This window comes from Ideonella lacteola, from assembly GCF_038066555.1.
GTDB classification, from domain to species: Bacteria; Pseudomonadota; Gammaproteobacteria; order Burkholderiales; family Burkholderiaceae_C; genus Ideonella; species Ideonella lacteola.
The window spans coordinates 201,234-218,182 of sequence record NZ_JBBUTG010000001.1 but is presented as its reverse complement, the minus strand read 5'-3'; the positions used below and the strand labels follow the sequence as shown (position 1 = coordinate 218,182).

Annotated in this window: 17 protein-coding genes; 13 read left to right on the top strand and 4 right to left on the bottom strand. The window is 68.8% G+C overall.

The genetic code is table 11. The features are described from left to right. Positions 1 to 64: 64 nt before the first annotated feature. The 11 genes from sctU (at position 65) to AACH06_RS00750 (ending at position 9,195) form a co-directional block, all read left to right on the top strand. Positions 65 to 1,114: a type III secretion system export apparatus subunit SctU gene (gene sctU, locus AACH06_RS00800; protein ID WP_341423683.1), complete on the top strand. Its 1,050-nt coding sequence runs from the start codon at positions 65 to 67 to the stop codon at positions 1,112 to 1,114. Positions 1,115 to 1,126: 12 nt separating this feature from the next. Continuing rightward, entirely contained in the window at positions 1,127 to 3,181 is a 2,055-nt protein-coding gene (gene sctV / locus AACH06_RS00795) for a type III secretion system export apparatus subunit SctV (RefSeq protein ID WP_341423682.1), read from the top strand. Positions 3,182 to 3,212: 31 nt separating this feature from the next. Further along, the gene (locus tag AACH06_RS00790; RefSeq protein WP_341423681.1) at positions 3,213 to 3,935 is read left to right on the top strand and encodes a type III secretion HpaP family protein; all 723 of its coding nucleotides are present in this window, start codon (positions 3,213 to 3,215) and stop codon (positions 3,933 to 3,935) included. Beyond that, on the top strand, positions 3,932 to 5,026 hold the full coding sequence (sctQ, locus tag AACH06_RS00785; protein WP_341423680.1) for a type III secretion system cytoplasmic ring protein SctQ: 1,095 nt from the start codon (positions 3,932 to 3,934) through the stop codon (positions 5,024 to 5,026). Before AACH06_RS00790 ends, sctQ begins: the two co-directional genes overlap by 4 nt. Next, positions 5,013 to 5,666, top strand: a complete 654-nt coding sequence (sctR, locus tag AACH06_RS00780; RefSeq protein ID WP_341423679.1) for a type III secretion system export apparatus subunit SctR — start codon at positions 5,013 to 5,015, stop codon at positions 5,664 to 5,666. The genes sctQ and sctR overlap by 14 nt, the downstream gene beginning before the upstream one ends. 12 nt (positions 5,667 to 5,678) lie before the next feature. Then, positions 5,679 to 5,939: a type III secretion system export apparatus subunit SctS gene (sctS, locus tag AACH06_RS00775; protein ID WP_341423678.1), complete on the top strand. Its 261-nt coding sequence runs from the start codon at positions 5,679 to 5,681 to the stop codon at positions 5,937 to 5,939. Further along, a complete protein-coding gene (locus tag AACH06_RS00770) occupies positions 5,936 to 6,868 on the top strand; it encodes a hypothetical protein (RefSeq protein WP_341423677.1) in 933 nt (310 codons plus the stop codon). Before sctS ends, AACH06_RS00770 begins: the two co-directional genes overlap by 4 nt. Next, a complete protein-coding gene (locus AACH06_RS00765; RefSeq protein ID WP_341423676.1) occupies positions 6,865 to 7,320 on the top strand; it encodes a CesT family type III secretion system chaperone in 456 nt (151 codons plus the stop codon). The genes AACH06_RS00770 and AACH06_RS00765 overlap by 4 nt, the downstream gene beginning before the upstream one ends. 144 nt (positions 7,321 to 7,464) lie before the next feature. Beyond that, positions 7,465 to 7,647, top strand: a complete 183-nt coding sequence (locus AACH06_RS00760; RefSeq protein ID WP_341423675.1) for a hypothetical protein — start codon at positions 7,465 to 7,467, stop codon at positions 7,645 to 7,647. Between the two features lie 41 nt (positions 7,648 to 7,688). Further along, positions 7,689 to 8,204 (top strand): hypothetical protein, encoded by a 516-nt coding sequence (locus AACH06_RS00755; RefSeq protein WP_341423674.1) that lies wholly within the window; start codon positions 7,689 to 7,691, stop codon positions 8,202 to 8,204. Between the two features lie 154 nt (positions 8,205 to 8,358). After that, positions 8,359 to 9,195 (top strand): hypothetical protein, encoded by an 837-nt coding sequence (locus AACH06_RS00750; protein WP_341423673.1) that lies wholly within the window; start codon positions 8,359 to 8,361, stop codon positions 9,193 to 9,195. A 227-nt stretch (positions 9,196 to 9,422) separates the two neighbouring features. On the opposite strand, the gene AACH06_RS00745 is transcribed toward AACH06_RS00750, so the two are convergent. The 4 genes from AACH06_RS00745 to AACH06_RS00730 all read right to left on the bottom strand — a co-directional run bounded on the left by AACH06_RS00745 (position 9,423) and on the right by AACH06_RS00730 (position 12,319). Next, positions 9,423 to 9,776: a hypothetical protein gene (locus tag AACH06_RS00745; RefSeq protein ID WP_341423672.1), complete on the bottom strand. Its 354-nt coding sequence runs from the start codon at positions 9,774 to 9,776 to the stop codon at positions 9,423 to 9,425. Positions 9,777 to 9,924: 148 nt separating this feature from the next. Continuing rightward, positions 9,925 to 10,635 carry a lytic transglycosylase domain-containing protein gene (locus tag AACH06_RS00740; protein ID WP_341423671.1) on the bottom strand — a complete coding sequence of 237 codons (711 nt, stop codon included), beginning with the start codon at positions 10,633 to 10,635 and terminating at the stop codon, positions 9,925 to 9,927. 134 nt (positions 10,636 to 10,769) lie between these two features. Continuing rightward, complete coding sequence (locus AACH06_RS00735; RefSeq protein WP_341423670.1) at positions 10,770 to 11,111, bottom strand: hypothetical protein; 342 nt, start codon at positions 11,109 to 11,111, stop codon at positions 10,770 to 10,772. A gap of 266 nt (positions 11,112 to 11,377) precedes the next feature. Beyond that, a complete protein-coding gene (locus AACH06_RS00730; RefSeq protein WP_341423669.1) occupies positions 11,378 to 12,319 on the bottom strand; it encodes an FmdB family transcriptional regulator in 942 nt (313 codons plus the stop codon). A gap of 197 nt (positions 12,320 to 12,516) precedes the next feature. Here AACH06_RS00730 and AACH06_RS00725 point away from each other — a divergent pair, with 197 nt between their 5' ends. Further along, complete coding sequence (locus AACH06_RS00725) at positions 12,517 to 13,518, top strand: hypothetical protein (RefSeq protein WP_341423668.1); 1,002 nt, start codon at positions 12,517 to 12,519, stop codon at positions 13,516 to 13,518. A 326-nt stretch (positions 13,519 to 13,844) separates the two neighbouring features. Continuing rightward, positions 13,845 to 16,874 carry a protein kinase domain-containing protein gene (locus AACH06_RS00720; RefSeq protein WP_341423667.1) on the top strand — a complete coding sequence of 1,010 codons (3,030 nt, stop codon included), beginning with the start codon at positions 13,845 to 13,847 and terminating at the stop codon, positions 16,872 to 16,874. Positions 16,875 to 16,949: the final 75 nt, after the last annotated feature.

Below are 16,949 nucleotides of genomic sequence, written 5' to 3'. Positions count from 1 at the left end.
GACGGATGCGTGATCGGCCATCGGCCCAGCGCGCCGACCTGCCTGCTGTGTTGCGGAGCGCGCCATGTCTGACGAAAAGACCGAAGAACCCACCGAGAAAAAGCTGGAGGACGCGCACAAGAAGGGCCAGCACGCGAAGAGCCAGGACCTGGGCGCCGGCCTCAGCCTGCTGGCCATGACCCTGTGCCTGAGCGCCGCCGGCGAAGCCACCACAGGCCGCATCACCGCGGTGGTGACACGGCTGCTGCAAAGCGTCGAGCAGATCGATGCCGACACCGAGCTCTCGGTGTTCATCAGCGCCCATGTGATCGACCTGCTGATGGCCATCCTGCCGTTCGTCGCCTTGTCGGTCTTCATCGGCGTGGCGGCGCAGGCGGCCCAGGTGGGCTTGCGCATCTCGTTCGAACCGATCACGCCCGATTTCGAGAAGGTCAATCCCGGCAGCGGGCTGAAGAAGCTGTTTTCGATGAAGTCGTTCATCGAGTTCGGCAAGACCATCCTGAAGGCGGTCGCGCTGGTCGCCGTCGTGTGGCAATTGATCACCGGCCTGCTGCCACTGTTGATGGCCTCCGCCTACCTGGAACCACCGGCCATTGCCACGCTCGGGTGGGACGCGATTCTGCGACTCATGGGGGCGGCCGTGCTGGTCTTCCTGGTGCTCGGCCCGGTGGACTTCGGGCTCCAGAAGTTCCTGTTCATCAGAGACCAGCGCATGTCCAAGGACGAGGTCAAGCGTGAGTACAAGGAATCGGAGGGCGACCCGCAGCTCAAAGGCAAGCGCAAGCAGCTGGCTCACGAGATGGCGAACTCGGCACCCAAGCAGGCAGTGCCTGGCGCCTCGGTCGTGGTGACCAACCCCACCCACTACGCCGTCGCGCTGCGTTATGTGGCCGGCGAGACGGGGTTGCCGATCGTCGTGGCCAAGGGTGTCGATGCCGAGGCGCAGGTGATCCGCCAGATCGCCGAAGAGCATCACGTGCCGATCGTCAGCGACCCGCCGCTGGCCCGCACGCTCTATCGGCTGCCCGTCTCCGAACCCATCCCGGAAACCCTGTTCGAAGCGGTGGCAGCGGTGCTGCGCTGGGTCGAACAAGTGCGCGCCGCGCGCTCCTGAAAGGACCTGACCATGGCGTTTCGACCAACCGCCGGCATCGGCAACGACCTGGCCACCGCCGGCTTGGTGGTGGCCATCGTCAGCCTGATGATCCTGCCGCTGCCCACCTTCGCGATCGATTCGCTGCTGGCCGTGAACATCACCATCAGCGTGCTGCTGCTGATGACGACGCTGTTCATTCCCAACGCGATCGCGCTGTCGACCTTTCCATCGTTGTTGCTGTTCACGACCCTGTTCCGGCTGTCGCTGAACATCGCGTCGACCAAGTCCATCTTGCTGCATGCCGACGCCGGGCACCTGATCGAATCGTTCGGCGAGCTGGTGGTGGGCGGCAACCTGGTGGTGGGCATCGTGATCTTCCTGATCATCACCATCGTCCAGTTCATCGTGATCTCCAAGGGCTCGGAGCGGGTGGCCGAGGTGGGCGCCCGGTTCACGCTCGATGCGATGCCCGGCAAGCAGATGAGCATCGACGCCGACCTGCGCGCGGGCCTGCTCACCGGCGAAGAAGCGCGAAAGAAGCGCGCCCACCTGGCGATGGAAAGCCAGATGCACGGCGGCATGGACGGTGCGATGAAGTTCGTCAAGGGCGACACCATCGCCGGGCTGATCATCACCCTCGTGAACCTGGTCGCCGGGATCGTCGTGGGCGTCACGTACCACGGCATGACCGCGAGCCAGGCCGCGAACCGTTTCGCTGTGCTGTCGATCGGCGATGCGATGGTGTCGCAGATCGCATCTCTGTTCATCTGCGTGGCAGCCGGCGTGCTGATCACCCGGGTGGCCGACGATGGCGAGAAGAAGCCACGGTCGCTGGGCCAGGAAGTGGGCGCCCAGCTCACGGGCAATGCGCGCTCGATGTACCTGGCCGGGATGCTGGTGGTGTCGTTCGCCATCGTGCCCGGGTTCCCGGCGCTGCAGTTCATCCTGCTGGCTGGCGGGCTGGGGGCGGCCGGGTATGTGCTGGACAAGCGCCGCCGCAAGCAGGAGCAGGTGGCGATCTCCAAGCCGATCAGCGCCCTGCAGCGCGACGGTGCCAAGGGCGAGCCGCCTTCCATCCGCCAGGAGCCGCCGCTGTTTTCCAAGCCGCTGGCGGTGCGCATGTCGCGCGAGTTGGGTCTGCTGCTGGAGGCCGACGCACTGGACGACGCCATCACCAGCGAACGACAGCGCCTGCAGGAGCTGCTGGGCCTGCCGTTTCCCGGGGTGGCGATGTGGGTGTCGCAGAGCCTGAACGGGCTGCAGTTCGACGTGTTGCTCAACGACGTGCCGACCAAGCAGGTGACGCTGCCCGGCCGCCTGATGCTGATCGAAGACCAGGCCAGCCCCTTGGTCGCACGGGCCCAGCGACACGGCGCCCTCTTCGACCGCGAAGAGTCGCTGTGGGTGGACCCTTCGCTCGTGACCGAGGCACACCGCCAAGGCGTGAGCAGCATCGAGAAGGTGATCGCCCGCCATGTGACCGGGGCCCTGCGCGCCAACGCCCACATGTTCATCGGCGTGCAGGAAGTGCAGTGGGTGATGGAGCGGGTCTCCGGCGAGTACCCCGGTCTGGTGGCCGAGGTGCAGAAGGTGCTGCCGGCCCAGCGGATTGCCGAAGTGCTGCGACGCCTGCTGGAAGAGCAGGTGCCGGTGCGCAATGTGCGCTCCATCCTCGAAGGCCTGATCGCCTGGGGGCCCAAGGAGAAGGACATGCTGATGCTCACCGAGTACATCCGCGGCGAGCTCGGCCGCTACCTGGCCCACGAAGCCTCGGGCGGCAGCGCGGTGGTCGAGGCCATCCTGATGGACCCGGATGCGGAGCAGATGATTCGCCAGGCGATCAAGTCCACCCCCGCGGGCAATTACCTGGCCATCGCGCCCGAGTCGTCGGCGGCGCTCACCGACCAGATCCTGGACATCGCCGGCGACACGCTGCGCCCCGGTGTGGCGCTGGTCACCTCGATGGACATCCGCCGCTATGTGCGCAAGATGATCGAGCCGCGCATCCACTGGCTGAAGGTGTATTCGTTCCAGGAGCTGGGCGCGACCGTCGAACTGCGGCCGATCGGCCGGGTGGCGCTGTGAAGCGCGCCATGCTGAACCGGCCCTATCGGCCATGAGCCACAGCATCCTGTCGGCGGGGCTGACGCCTGCGCCCACGGCCGACGAGCAACGCCGCGAGGACGAGCGCACCCGCGAAGCCGCCGCGCGCTTCGATGCCATCTTGCGGCTGCCCCCACGGGCCGAATCGGCGCGGCGGGCCATCCGCACGCCGCCGCCGGCGGGGCCTGCGTGCTCGCCACCCGCGCCACTCGAACCGAACGCGGCTCGCGCGGAGGGCCCAGATGAGGCCCCATCGGCATCTGAAGACACCATGGACTCTGCCCCCCGACCGGCGCCACGCCGCTTCGACGCCCCCATCGAGCGTCGCGGGGCCGCGTCGCGCCAGCACGCCGGCGCCGACGATCAGGCGCCCGATGCGGGCCGCACGACTCAGGTCACGTCGCGCGGCCCAGCCCCCACCGGTGCCAGCGACGACCACCCCGACGAAGCCGACGAAGCCACTGAAGCCTTCGAACGCCTGGCTGAACGTCTGACGCCCTTGTGCCGGCGCACGGGTCACAGCCCGGACAGCTGGTCGGTGGTGCTGCCGCTGGACCCGGAGGTGCTGCCCGAATCCGAGCTTCGCATCCACGCTTCGCGCGACTGGCTTCGGCTTCGCTTCACCACCCAGAGCGGCGCCAGCCTGCACCTAATCTCGAAGCACATGGACGCGCTGGGCCGCCGCCTCACCGAGACCTTGGGCCCGCACCGCCACATCGACGTGGACATCGAATGAACCTCTGGACCGAGCCCTCCCGCGCCGTCAACGCTGCACAGGCCGCCCCCTCACCAGCCGCGGTGAGATCGCTGGCCGACGCGCTGCCGCGGCGGGCACTCGGCCAGGCCGCAGCCGCTCGCCTGTGCCACGACACCCGCATGCCGGCCTGCCTGCAGCGCTGGCTGCCGGGCGTGGCGGTGCAGGTGGGGCGTGCGACCAGCACCTCGCCCGATCGGCGCTGGTTGCGCCTGGGCCTGTGCACGCTGGCTGGCGACCTGACGATCGATGTCGATCCGCACGCCGATCCCCGCTGGGCGTTGATCGGCGATCTCGCGCAGCGGGAGGCCGACCGCCCGCTGGCCTGTGCCATGGCCACCGAGCTGATCCGCCGTGCCGCGCAGCAGAGAGGCATCGACACCCTCGGCCTCGCCGTGGACAGGCTGCAGCCGGATGGCGAAGCCAGCCCGGACCAACCGGCCCTGCACCTGGACGGCCACGAGCTGCGGGTGCATTCGGTGGACGACGCCTTCGGGTTGTTCGTCGCCGAAGAGCTGCCGAAGTCCCCGGCCATCCGCCCGCCCGCTCTGCACCGCCTGCGCCTGGCCACGCGGCTGGTCATCGGCCCGCGGCCGGTTCGTGCCCGCGTGTGGCGATCGATCGAGCCTGGCGACGTGTGGCTGCTGTCGGCGCCTCCGGTGGGCGGCACCTGGCACGCCGGCCATGGCTGCGGCTGGGGTGGCGCGGCCTCGATCGAGGGTCCCGCCGCCCGACTCGTGCTGACCTCTGCCCTGCATCCACTTGACCACACCCCTCCCATGGACGACACCACCCTTCTTTCCAGCGAGACGGCCGACACCGCGGACTTGGCCGGTGAGATCGAGCTGCCGATCTGCTTCGAGATCGACACGGCCCGGCTGCGGCTGGACGACATCTCGGCGATGGCACCTGGCCACGTCATCGCCCTGGACGTGCCGCTGGCCGAAGCGCCGGTGAGGCTGGTCTGCCACGGCCAGCGCGTCGGCCGCGGCCGGCTGATCGCGATCGGCGATCGGCTGGGGGTCCAGATCGAGCGCATCAGCGATGAGCGGGGGCTCCATGCCGGCCATTGATCCGGTCTCGCTGCTGCTGGTGATGGTGGGGCTGGGCTTCCTGCCCTTCGCTGCGATGGTGGTCACCTCGTACACCAAGATCGTCGTCGTGCTGGGGTTGCTGCGCAACGCGCTGGGCGTCCAGCAGGTGCCGCCGAGCACGGTGCTCAACGGGGTGGCGATCATCATCAGCTGCTATGTGATGGCGCCGATCTTCATGGAGGCCGGTGACCGCATCAAGTTCACCGAGCCGAGCGCGCAAGCCAGCAGCGCCGAGCAGCTCATCAAAGGCGCCGATGCCGCTTTCGAGCCCTTCCGCCGGTTCCTCGAAAAGCATGCCAGCGAACGCGAGAAGACCTTCTTCTTGAAGTCCGCTGCGTCCATCTGGCCACCCGAGCGGTCGCAGCGGCTGTTGAAGGACGACATGCTGGTGCTGGCCCCCGCCTTCCTCCTCACCGAGCTGACGGCCGCGTTCAAGATCGGCTTCCTGATCTTCCTGTCGTTCACCGTCATCGATCTGGTGATCGCCAACGTGCTGCTGGCGATGGGGTTGTCGCAGGTGACGCCGACGAACGTGGCCATCCCGTTCAAGCTGCTGCTGTTCGTGACGCTGGACGGCTGGTCACGCCTCATCCACGGCCTGGTGCTGACCTACCGATAGCGAAAGACCACGATGGAATTCGATCAGGTTCTGCAGTTGGCCTCCGAGGCGCTCACGCTGTGCCTGGTGCTCTCGCTGCCCGCCGTGCTCACCTCGTCGGTCGTGGGCTTGCTGGTGGCCTTCATCTCGGCGGTGACGTCGCTGCAGGATTCGAGCATCTCGCAAGGCGTGAAGCTGCTGTGCGTGACGGTGGTGGTGCTGATCGCCGCGCCGTGGGCCGGCGCCACGATGATGCGCTTTGCCGAGAAAGTCCTGGGGGTCATCTTCGTATGAGAGTCTCTGCCGGCACCTACGTCGACACCACGCCCGCGCCCGCCTCGGGCCCCGCCAGTCCGAACGAGGCGGCGCCCCAAGGCAGCGAGCGACCGACCAAGAGCACACGATCGAGTGGCTCTTCGCCGCGGGCTTCGGCCGCACCGACGCGCGGCGCCGCCACACTGCGTCCGCGCAAGCCTCCGCCGAAACCGGCGAGCGGCAACGGCCCGGCCGCCGACGACTCGAATGACACCCCGCCCCCCACCGCGGACACGCCGGACGCCGCCCGCGCGTCCACCGGGCTGCTCGGTGCCGCCAGCGACCTGCGCTCCGATTCATCGGCCGACTCGAGCGAGCAGGACCACGGCCAGGCGGGGCAGGACCGTGGAGGTCGGCGTCGCCACAAGGGCTTTGCCTTCTCCGAGGTGCACCGGGCCATGGATGAGGCCGCGGGCGCTGCCGCGCGCGGGTCAGCGGGTCGTCGTGGCGCCTTCACCGCCACGGCGCACGGCGGCCCCGCCCGGGCGCCCGCCAGCCTCGCGGATGCCGCACGGCTGACCCAGGCCCTGGTGCAGTCGGTGCGGGGGGCCAGCGCTCAGGCACTTCAGGCCGGGGGCGCCAGCCAGACGATGCTCGGCCTGGTGTGCGATCACCTTCGGCGACACGCCAGCCCCTCGTCGAAGGCCACATTGGCCACGGTCAAGCAACTGCTGGTGCAGCAGGCGCCAACGGTCATGGCAGGCCCATCGGCACCCGTGCCCTCGGCGGGTGAAGCCAGCCGCAATGCCTTGCTGCCGGTGATGCTGCTGCATGCACTTCGGCCTCGGCTGGCCTCGCTGGCCGACAGCGCCGCCGGCCGGCTGGACATCCTGCAGCGCATGGGGCACCTGGGCGACGAGAAGGTGACGGTAGCCACGCCACCGGCGACGCACAAGAGGCCCGCATGAGCCACGACCGCTTCGTGCAACTGGTCGCCGAACTGTGCGCCGTGCGCGACGAGCCTGACGTGGAAGGCATCCTCGCTGGTGGATGCCTCGCCGTGCAGGACTTCGAAGTGCTGCTGAACAACTTCCAAGGCGACGAGCAGGCGATCTACCTCAGCTTCAATTTCGGGGTGCTGAGCGCCGGCCGAAGCTTGCAGGTCTTTCGGCTGATGCTGGAAGCCAACCTGTCGGTCTACGCGCAAGACCAGGCGCAGCTGGGCCTCGATGCGGACACCGGCTGCGCGCAGCTCATCGTCCGCATCCCGATGGTGGACGGCGTCGACGGCGGCTGGCTGTCGGAGACGCTCGAACACTATGTCGAGCACGGCCGCTACTGGAAGGACACCATCGTCAGCGCGAGCGATGAAATGTTCCAGGGCCTGTGCGCCGGGCAGTTCCAGTGGATTCGCGCATGAGGCGCTTGGCCACTTCGCCGGGCCCCACGGCGCTTCGCCGCGATGGCAACCGGCCGCGTGGCCCTCGCCACACTGCATGCCAGGGCGGGCCCCCCGGACGGCCCGCTTGTCATCCACCCCACCGCCTGCAGGATTGGAGCCCCCATGGACCCGTTGCACCTGGTACCCCCGCCCATGCTCGTCCACGAACCTGGAGAGTTCGGGCTGCCCCCGCCGGGCGGTCACGCGGCCGCCGCCAACTCGGCCGCCGCGTCGCAGATCTTCGCCAGCTTGATGGCCCCGGCGATGAACCCCTCCAGCGACGAGGAGGCCGGCGATGAAGAGTGAGTGGCGCTGCATCGACCCCACGCACACCGCGAGGTGACCCCATGGCAGACCGAGCACCGAAACGCGAGCTGGACAGCATCATGGTGGCGCTCGACCGCGCGCACCCGCCCCGCCCGGCCGACAAGAAGCCCGCACGAACGCTCGATGCGTTCTTTGCTGAGCTGGCCGCGCATCTGGATGTGGACGAGGGCCTGGAGGCTCCGCTGCAGGACGCCCGCCCGTTCAGCGGCCCCGCCGGCCTGATCTGCCGCATCGAAACGCGCCGCGAAGGCCACGACCTTCGCGCCCGGCCACAGCTGCTGCTCCCGCTCAGCGGCGAGGAAATCCGCCGCCTGGAAGTCGGCCGCCTGCTGTCGATGCAGGCGGCCTTGCTGAGCCAGTTGGGGTGGGTGCTGGGCCACTCTGCCGAGGGCCTGCTGCAGCTCGCCCCCGTCGGTTGGACGGATCAGGCCAAAGAGGTGGCGCGCGAGCTGGAAATGGGCAGCGCGGTAGGCCGCATGGTGCTGGCCATGCTCCACAGCCACACGCCGGACGCCGGGCCGCTCACCGCACACTGAGGGTGCCCCGGCGCGGTACATGCCCAACCTGGCCGAGCTTTCGACCCCATCACTCGCGCCATCACTCGCCGCATCACTCGCCCCATCACTCGAGTTCGGGCGCCTGCCGCGCCCTCCACCCACCCGGCACACACCGGGGCCCCCACTGGCGTCCATGACTGATCGAGCACGCCCCATCTCCGAAGCACTGGCCGCCGACCTGTGGGTGGACACGCCCGAGCCGGCGGCCGAGCCGATCGCCCCCATCACCCGCCAACGCGTGACGCAAGAAGCCATCGTCGCCGCTTCGCCTTTGCTACGCAGCCGATGGGATCAAGACAACGAGCAGGTGGACGGCGTGTCCGAAGCGCAGCTGGAAGCGGCGACGGAAGACAGCGACGATGAGGATCGGCCCATCTCCGTGACGGTGCGGTCTTCGGGCACCCGCGCCACGGCCAGCACCAGCGCCACGGCCCACAGCGCCACCTCGCGAGCCCGCAGCAGCCGCGCCGAGGCGGCGGAAGGGCTGGAAGACAACGATGACGAAGACGACGTCGGGGCGCCTGCGCCGTTGGAGGCAGGGGCCGACGATCTGGACACGCCCGGCCTGATGGAGCTACCGCCGCCGGCCCGGCCCGTGCCAACGGCGCAGGAGCGCCGCCGCCGCTCGCGTTCACGCGGTCGATCGGGCGACCTGGTGGTGGCCCCGATGAAAACCCACCTGCCGCAGGCCCCGGAGGCCGCCACCGATCTGCTGCGTGATCCGGTGCCGCCGGTGGTGCCCGTCCTCGGCGCGTCACCCGGCCCGGCCAGCGCACGGCGTCATCGAGGGCGCGGGTTGCGGTGGTCGCTCTTCGCCCTGGTCATGCTGCCGCTGTGTGCCGGCCTGGCTGCGGTGGTGCTCGGCCAACCCGGCTCCAGCGCCGGTGGCACACCGGAGGCCGCCGAGCAGCGGCCGCATCGCACGGCACCGCCGCCTAGCCGCCATCGATTCAACGTCGTTGGGGGGTAGGCGCCAAGGTGGGTGAGCCACACCCCGCTCGCAGAGCCTCGCGAGTGGCGCGGCGCCACACCGCATCGTCTTCTCGAAGCCGGCGGCAGCCACGGGCCGGTCCGTGTCGCTGACGGCGGGCCTGCACGGGCCATCGCCAGGCCACCCCGCTCGGTGCGCCTGGTGCAGCCGGCCCCTCTGCAGGGGCCGGCGAACGGGGTGGTGTGATGACGATGCGTACCGACGCGTCAGATGCGCCGATGGGGAAACACGCGGTGCTCCTGCATCAGGCGTTCGAGCTTGAGCAGCAACGCCATCGCATACGACATGTCGTTGGCGTCCATGGTCGGGAGTTGCTCATGGATCTCGGCGATCCAGCCGCGGATCTGGGAGGGATGCGCGTCGTGGCTGCGTTGTTCCATCAGCGCCATCCCTCGTGAGTCGAGCGGCGGCACTTGAGAGTTCCACCAGTCCTCTTCATTCCACTGGCTGGCGCGATCCAACGCGCGTTGGCGGGCTCGTTCGCGGGCCTGATGTGCCGCCGTGCGTGCAGGCCGGAACCACCGCGAGATCTCCACATTCCACATGGTCAGCTTCTCCAACGATTGGTGTCAAGGAAGAAACGGTGGTCCACCCGCATGACCGTGCGCGTCGACCACCTGGACCTTCAGCTTAGGCAGCCACGGTCGATGCCACGCCAACGATCCAAAGTGCCGTTCGCGGATACGAAGTTGCGGGGCCTGCGCGTGTTCACGGCGTGCTGCGCAGTTGCGCATACCGTGTCAGCACTTGCTCGACGTAGCCCTGCGTCTCGGGAAAGGGCGGCACGCGCAGGCCGTGCCGCAGCACATTGCCTTCGCCGGCGTTGTAGGCGGCCAGCGCGAGCTCGGTGCGCCCTTCGAACATGACGAGCAGGTCGCGCAGATAGCGAACGCCGACATCCAGATTGGTGGACGGGTCGAGCAGGTCTTGCGCGCGAGCCACGCCGTAGCGCGCACCCGTGGCGGGCATCACCTGCATCAGGCCCAGTGCGCCTTTGGGCGAGCGTGCCGCGGCGCGATGCCGCGATTCGACGTGGATCACGGCATCCACGAGCTGAGCGTCCACGCCATGCCGTTGGCTGGCTCGGCGCACCTGCGGTGCCCATTCGATGGCGGCCTCACTCGCGACCGGCTCGTGAGGCGCGTGGCCGACACGGCCAGCCGTCGGTGCCTCGATCCAGGTCACGCTGGGCAAGCGGTCGTCAGCAGCCGGCACGGGGGGCGCCAGCACAGGCGGCGAGGGGCTGTCGACGGCGGGACGGTCGATCGGCTCGCAGCGCCGAACCGACAGCGGGAAGGATTGGCCTGCGTTGACCGTCAAGGTGCGCTCGACGCCGTCGGCGAATTGGCACCGGTAGCTGGTGCTGTGCCGCGTGATCGCGGCAGCTGCCGAAGGGGCCGCGTCTTGGGCCGAGGCCAACGAAGTCAGAAGCAGAAAAACCAGCGCGCCCCACTGGGGCGCGATGGGGGCGCAGCGCAAGAGAAGGCTCAGACGCCGTCGCATCGCGGGCTCGGGCGGCCGGACATCTCTTGCGCTGCGGTTCGGTGGGGGCGTCAGCTCTTGCCCGGGCCGGATGCGCCGTCGCCGCCGGACTGCATCAGTTGCGCGCCCATGTCCATCAACATCTTGCCCAGCTCCTTGAGGGCGTTGTTGGTCTCGCCGGTGGGCTTCTTGCCCTGCCCGCCGCCACCGTCGCCGCCGCCCTCGCCCTTCTTGGCGTCTTCCTTCTGCTGCAGCAGCTCCATGATGAGCTTGAGCAGCTCCTGCAGCATCTGCATCATCTGCTGCGTGCTGTCTTTCCCCTCGGCCTTGTCGGCACCTTCGGTGCCCTTGAATTCGACATTCGGGAACTGGGTTTTGGACACGCCGCTATTGCCGTTCACTGATTCGATCATCTCGGTCTCCTTCCGTGGTGAAGGTTCTTGATCGGTGTGCACCGCTGGCCCTCGAGGCCGCCGCCCGGGTGGACGACCCATGCGCCGAAAGGGCCGCTGCACACACCACCTGTGCCGGATCGCCCTCGGTGGACTGGCATGCGTTGCATGTCTTCAACCTCGGGCAGATCCAGCATTGCCAGCGTAGGTATCCGTGGTCCGGCGCATCGGGGCTGCGCGAAGCATCTGGGCGAATTGCGAACCACGGGCGCTCGGCAGCGGCGCGATCAACCGCGGCCGACATCGACCACGGCCGGGTCGTTCATCGCCTTGTTGATCTTGTCGATGTAGGCGCGCGCCTTGGGGTTGTTCGGGTCGGCATCGCCCGAGACGTAATAGGCCAGGCCTTGCTCGACGCCGCCCTTGTCGGCGATGCGCTGGGCGATGTTGGCCGCCGCCATGCGCATCTGGATCGTCGGGCTCTTCATGTAGTCCTCGGTGGAAACCACCTGACCTCCGAGACGCTCATTGCCCGGGCCGTCGCCCGACCACTCGCGTCCATCGAGGAACTTGCGCGAGATCTGGCCAAGCCCGATGGACGTGTTGTTCTCGCCGCGTCGATCGAGATCGCCCTCGTGTTGCATCGCCTTCTGGAAGCCTTCGGTGAACGCACTCGATTCGGCCTGCAACTCGGCGCGGAAGGCGTTCGGGTCCAGCCCGTACTCCTTGGCCGTCTGGTCCACGGCGCGACCGAAGTCTTCCTGCGTCTTGATGGCAGCGTCCTTCTCGGCTTCGTCACCCCGCAGCACCGGCTTGAAGGTCGGGTTCGTGTGCGCGGCCGCTTCCTGCACGCTGCGCGCACCGGATCCGGCCGGCGTTCCCTCGGTGCCGGCTGCAGGTCTCGGTGCCGGCGCGGGCGACGCGCCGCTGACGGCCGGGGCGCCGCCGCCTTGGCCGGTGGAGGCCGGCGACGGTGCCGCCGCGCAGGGCGACGGGCTTGGCGCGGCAGAGGGTGAAGGCGAGGGAGACGGTGACGGCGACCCCGACGAACCCTGATCGTTCTCGAACAGGGGCGCCAGCATCTGCATCAGCTGCTGCACCAGCTGGAACAGTTGCTTGTAGACGTTCTGCCCCGAATCCGACGAGGGAGCGGGCGCCGAGGTTTCAATGGGCTGATAGGTGTAGGTCGGCGCCTTCAGGCCGACCGCGGAGACGTCAAAGTCAGACATGGTGGAGTGCTCCACAGGGGTTGAGGAGCCGACACGATGCGGTGGTCGTGGCCCGCACCCGGCCATCGAAGCGAAGGCCCATGTGTTGCCGCGAAAGACTCGGGGCCGAGCTTCGCCTTGCACGACGCGCCTTCGCTCGGCCAGCGCTGCAGCGGCACCGCTCGCCATACTCGGCCGCACACCCTTGAGGCGCTGCCATGACGATGTCGCTCTCTCACCCTATCTACCACCGCCCCTCTCAACGTACCTCTCGCCGGGCCTGCCTCGCGCTGGCAGCCTGTGCTGCTTGGTTGGCGGCCGGCTGCGCCACCGCACCGCCCTCCACACAGGGCGCCACCTCGGCGTCTGGCAGCGGCCGCCCATCGTTGCCGACACGGGTGGTCGACGAGATAGCCCGCCTGGCGGGGCAATCGCCCGCCGCCATCGCGTCCGCGCTGCTGCTGAAGGAGGTGGAACTGGCTCCCAACGGCCCACGGGCCTGGCTTGTGGGGCTGGGCGACCGCGGCTGCCCGGATGTCGGCTGCCCGTTCGGCGTGTTCGCAGGGCCCGGCACCGACCATCGTCCCTTGCTGCTGGTGATGAGCCACGCCGAGCCGCAGTTCTCGCCCGTGGGCCACCTGGGCTATGCCGACGTGTCGGTGTCGGAGGTGGCATCGACCCGAGAGCTTCGGCTCACCCGCTACCAATGGGACGGCTCGTCATACGGGGCGGCGGCATGTCGGCTGGTCGACCGGGTGAGCAGCGAAGCGAGGCCGTGCGCCCCTCGTCTGCCCAGCGAAGCCACGCTGCTCGATGCTCTGCCCGACGGCTGTGCCGGCGTGAAAGAGATGCTGGCGGCGCCACCTTCGGCGCTTCGCACCCAGGCCTTGCTCAGCGGCAGCTTCGTGGTGCGCAGCGATGAATCGAGCCATGTCGAGGCCCTGAAGATCAAGGGGATGGTCGATTCCAACGCCGTCTCACCCATGCTGCGCTGTCTGCGCGATGCGGGGGCGGATCTGAAACGTGGCGCCACCTCCACCGCTGGCGCGCTGAAGGTGCAGCAATGGTCGGCCCCTGCCCAGACGCATTGGGGCCGGGCCGCCGTGTTGTTGACCCACACCCAGGTGCCGCGACTGGCCTACACCATCGTCAGCGTGGGGGTGTTCACCAGCGGTGAGCGTCTGGAGCCGAACGTGCCCCTGATCAGACCGGGGGAATGAGCGAGGCCTGTGATCGATTTCACGGCCACAAACGTGACAAATTGCAAACAACTGCCGGCCGCTTCGGGATGAAGCGGCGGCTCGGAGATACGGCTTTACGTAGGATCGGCGCGCCCTCTTTGACAGCGCTGTCACACGTTGCCAAGAAACCGCTTTCACAAACCGTTGCCGGCGCTTGCCCAATCTTGCGCCGCGCCCCTTGCCGGCGTCCAGCATCGGACGCCAACGCCTGAGCCAGACGCCGGCACACGCCGGCGCCGGGCCGCTGGCCGACGCGCCGCCGCCGGCGGCCCCACCACCCTTCACCCCTCCGGATGGGTCGCCCCATGGTGTCGCTGACCGCTCCGCAGATGGCCCAGGTGTCGCGCCTGTGGGATGAGGCGTGCGCGCTCGACGGCGCGGCGCGGCGCTGCTGGTTGGAACAGCAGCGGCACCTCGATCCCCCCGTGCGCGAATCCCTGCAACGTCTGTGCGAAGCGCCTGAGGCCTGCGCCGACGACAGTTTCCTGGGCGTGCCGGTGCTCGACTTGATGCCCGACGTGCAGCCCCTGACGACGCTGCAGGCGGGCGACGTGGTCGGCCCGTATCGGCTCGATGTCGAGTTGGGCCGCGGCGGGATGGGCGTGGTGTGGAGCGCCACCCGCATCGATGGCGCGGTGACGCGCCGAGTCGCGCTCAAGCTGCCTCACCCATGGCTCGCGAGCACGAATGCGCTGCACCGGTTCGCCCGCGAGCGCGACATCCTGGCCTCGTTCAACCACCCACACATCGCCCACCTCTACGATGCCGGCGTGTCAGCCCAAGGGCAGCCCTACTTTGCCCTGGAGCTGGTGGATGGCCTGCCCATCACCACCTACTGCACCGCGCATGCACTGAGCCTGGAACAGCGCATCGAGCTGTTCTTGCAGGTGCTGGATGCGGTGCACTACGCCCACGAGCACCAGGTGGTGCACCGCGATCTGAAGCCCGCGAACATCCTGGTGTCCAGCGACGGCATGGCGCACCTGCTGGACTTCGGCATCGCCAAGCTGCTGGACGACCCCGACGCGGTGGCACTCACCCAGCTGGGCGTGGCCGGATGGACGCCGGCCTACGCCTCACCCGAGCAGATCGGCGGTTCGCCCGTCACCGCGCAGAGCGACGTCTATGCGCTGGGCGTGCTCTTCTATGAACTCATCTGCGGGCAGCGGCCCTATTCGGTCAACCGATCCACCCGCGCGGCCATCGAAGACGCCATCCTGAACGCCGACGTGTTGCCGCCCAGCGCCGTGGTCAGCGTGGCGCCGGGGATCGAGCGGCCACGTCAGGCCTTGCGGCAACTGCGGCGGCGGCTGCGCGGGGATCTCGATGTCGTGGCGCTGACCGCGCTGCAGCGCCCACTGGCGCAGCGCTTCGCCACGGCCAAGGCCTTTGCGGACGATCTGAGGCGCTTTCTGGCGGGCGAGCCGGTGGTTTCGCGCGCCGACAGCCGCATCCGCCGCGTGCGGCGATTCCTCTACCGCTACCGGGTGTTCGCCGGCTCGGCGGCAGCCGTGGTGATCGGCCTGGGCGCCGGGCTTGTGCTGGCCTGGAACGCGGCCGTGAAGGCCCGTGAGCATGAACGCACCGCCGAAGCGGCACTCAGCTTCATGCAGGACCTCTTCAATGCCGAGGAAATCGACCTCGAATCGGCCCACCGCCCCGGCGAACGCACCGTGCGCGAATTGCTCGACCTGGGCTCCCGCCGCATCGACGCTTCACTCAAGGACGCGCCGCGGGTGAAAGCCCGCATCTATGGCTCGCTGGCGCGCATGTACGAGCAGCTGGTGCTGAACACCGAGGTGCGCGAGGTTTCGCGCAAGTGGGTGGTGCTGGCCCGAGAGCGGGCGCATGAAGACCCGCATGACCTGGTCGAAGCGTTGATCGCCTTCGGGCGATCGTGGTCGGTCCCGACCGATGCCGAATCGATGGCGGCCTTTCGGGAAGCCGAGACGATCCTCGACAAGCTCGGCACCTCGACGCCGGAAGACCGCTGGCGTCGCGGGCGCCTGGAAACGGCGCATGCACGCCTGCTGATCGTCTCTGATCGTGCGCAGGCCCGACGCCGCCTGCAGCACGCCACCGAGCTTTTGGCCGATACCCCAGACAAATCCGAGCTTGGCCAAGCCCTGCTGGTGCAGGCCGAAGATTTCAATCGGGCCCATCAGCCGGACGCCGCCTTGCGGCTGGTGGAGCAGACGCTCGCGCTCGGCCCCGTCGACAACATCACACGATTGAATGCGATGCAGATCCGCTGCATCGCGCGCGCTCAACAAGGCGACCTGCGCGGCGCGCTCGACGATGGCACCATGGTCCGCGATGCGGTGGTCGCCACCTACGGGGCCGACACCGAGTGGCCGGCCTACCTCACCTCGACCCTCGGCGGGCTGTATCTGCGCGCATCCCAGCCGGCGGAGGCGGTCAAGCTGATGTCCAACGAAGTGGACGTGCTCACCATCAGCCGGCGGCCAGACACGGTGAAGCCGCTGGTGCTGCTGTTCACGCACCTGGTCGCTGCCGAGATCTCTCGCGGCCGGCTGGCCGACGCGCAGCTCTGGCTGTCTCGCATGCAGACGCTCGAGCAGGAGCGCGGCGCCGAGGTGGGTGACACCATCCGGGTGCACTCCCTGGCGGCGCACGCCGCGCTGCTGGTCGAGCAGGGCCGCCACGAGGCCGCCAAGGCGAAGATCGACGAAGGTCTCGCACTCGCGGCTCGGGTGGGCAGCGATCGCGTGCTCATCGCCCGCAAGCTGCGCTATCTGGCCGTGCACAGCCTCATCGATCAGGGCCAGCTGAGCCAGGCCCGCGCGGCGTTCGACGAGGCGAACAACCAGTTCGACGAACCCGCCGGCGTGACAGCCCCCCCGCTCGGGCAGGAAGCGCTGGAGCGCAGCCTGCTCGAGATGGAACTGTCCTATGCCCAGGGCCGCCTGGACGCGGCCCGTGTCGCGGGCGACTTGCTGCTGTCGAACATCAACACCAACCCTCACCCGGCGCTCTTCCAATCCGCGCAGCGCCGGGCGGAGGTCTTGATGGGCCTGGTGGATGTGAAGCGCGAGCGTCCTGAAGAGGCCTTGGTGCACTTCGACCGCGCCGTGACGCTCGATACCGGCGGCGTGGACCGCGACAGCCTGGACAACATCCCGCTGTGGGTGGGTCGGGGCTTTGCGCTGTTGCAGCTGAACCGGTGGGCCGAGGCGAACGAGTCAGCCCGCAAAGCCCGCGCCATCATCGACCACCACGGAGAGGTGGCCGAGCACCATCAACGCACCCTCTCCATCCTGACGCTGGCTCTGGAGACCGCGGCCAGCAGCCTCGGGCCTGTGCGGCCTCTCTGACGCGCCAGGCTTCGCCCGATCGGTGGCGGCTTCGCATCGGCGCCTCGGCGCGGATGCACCGGCTTAAGGTGGGCA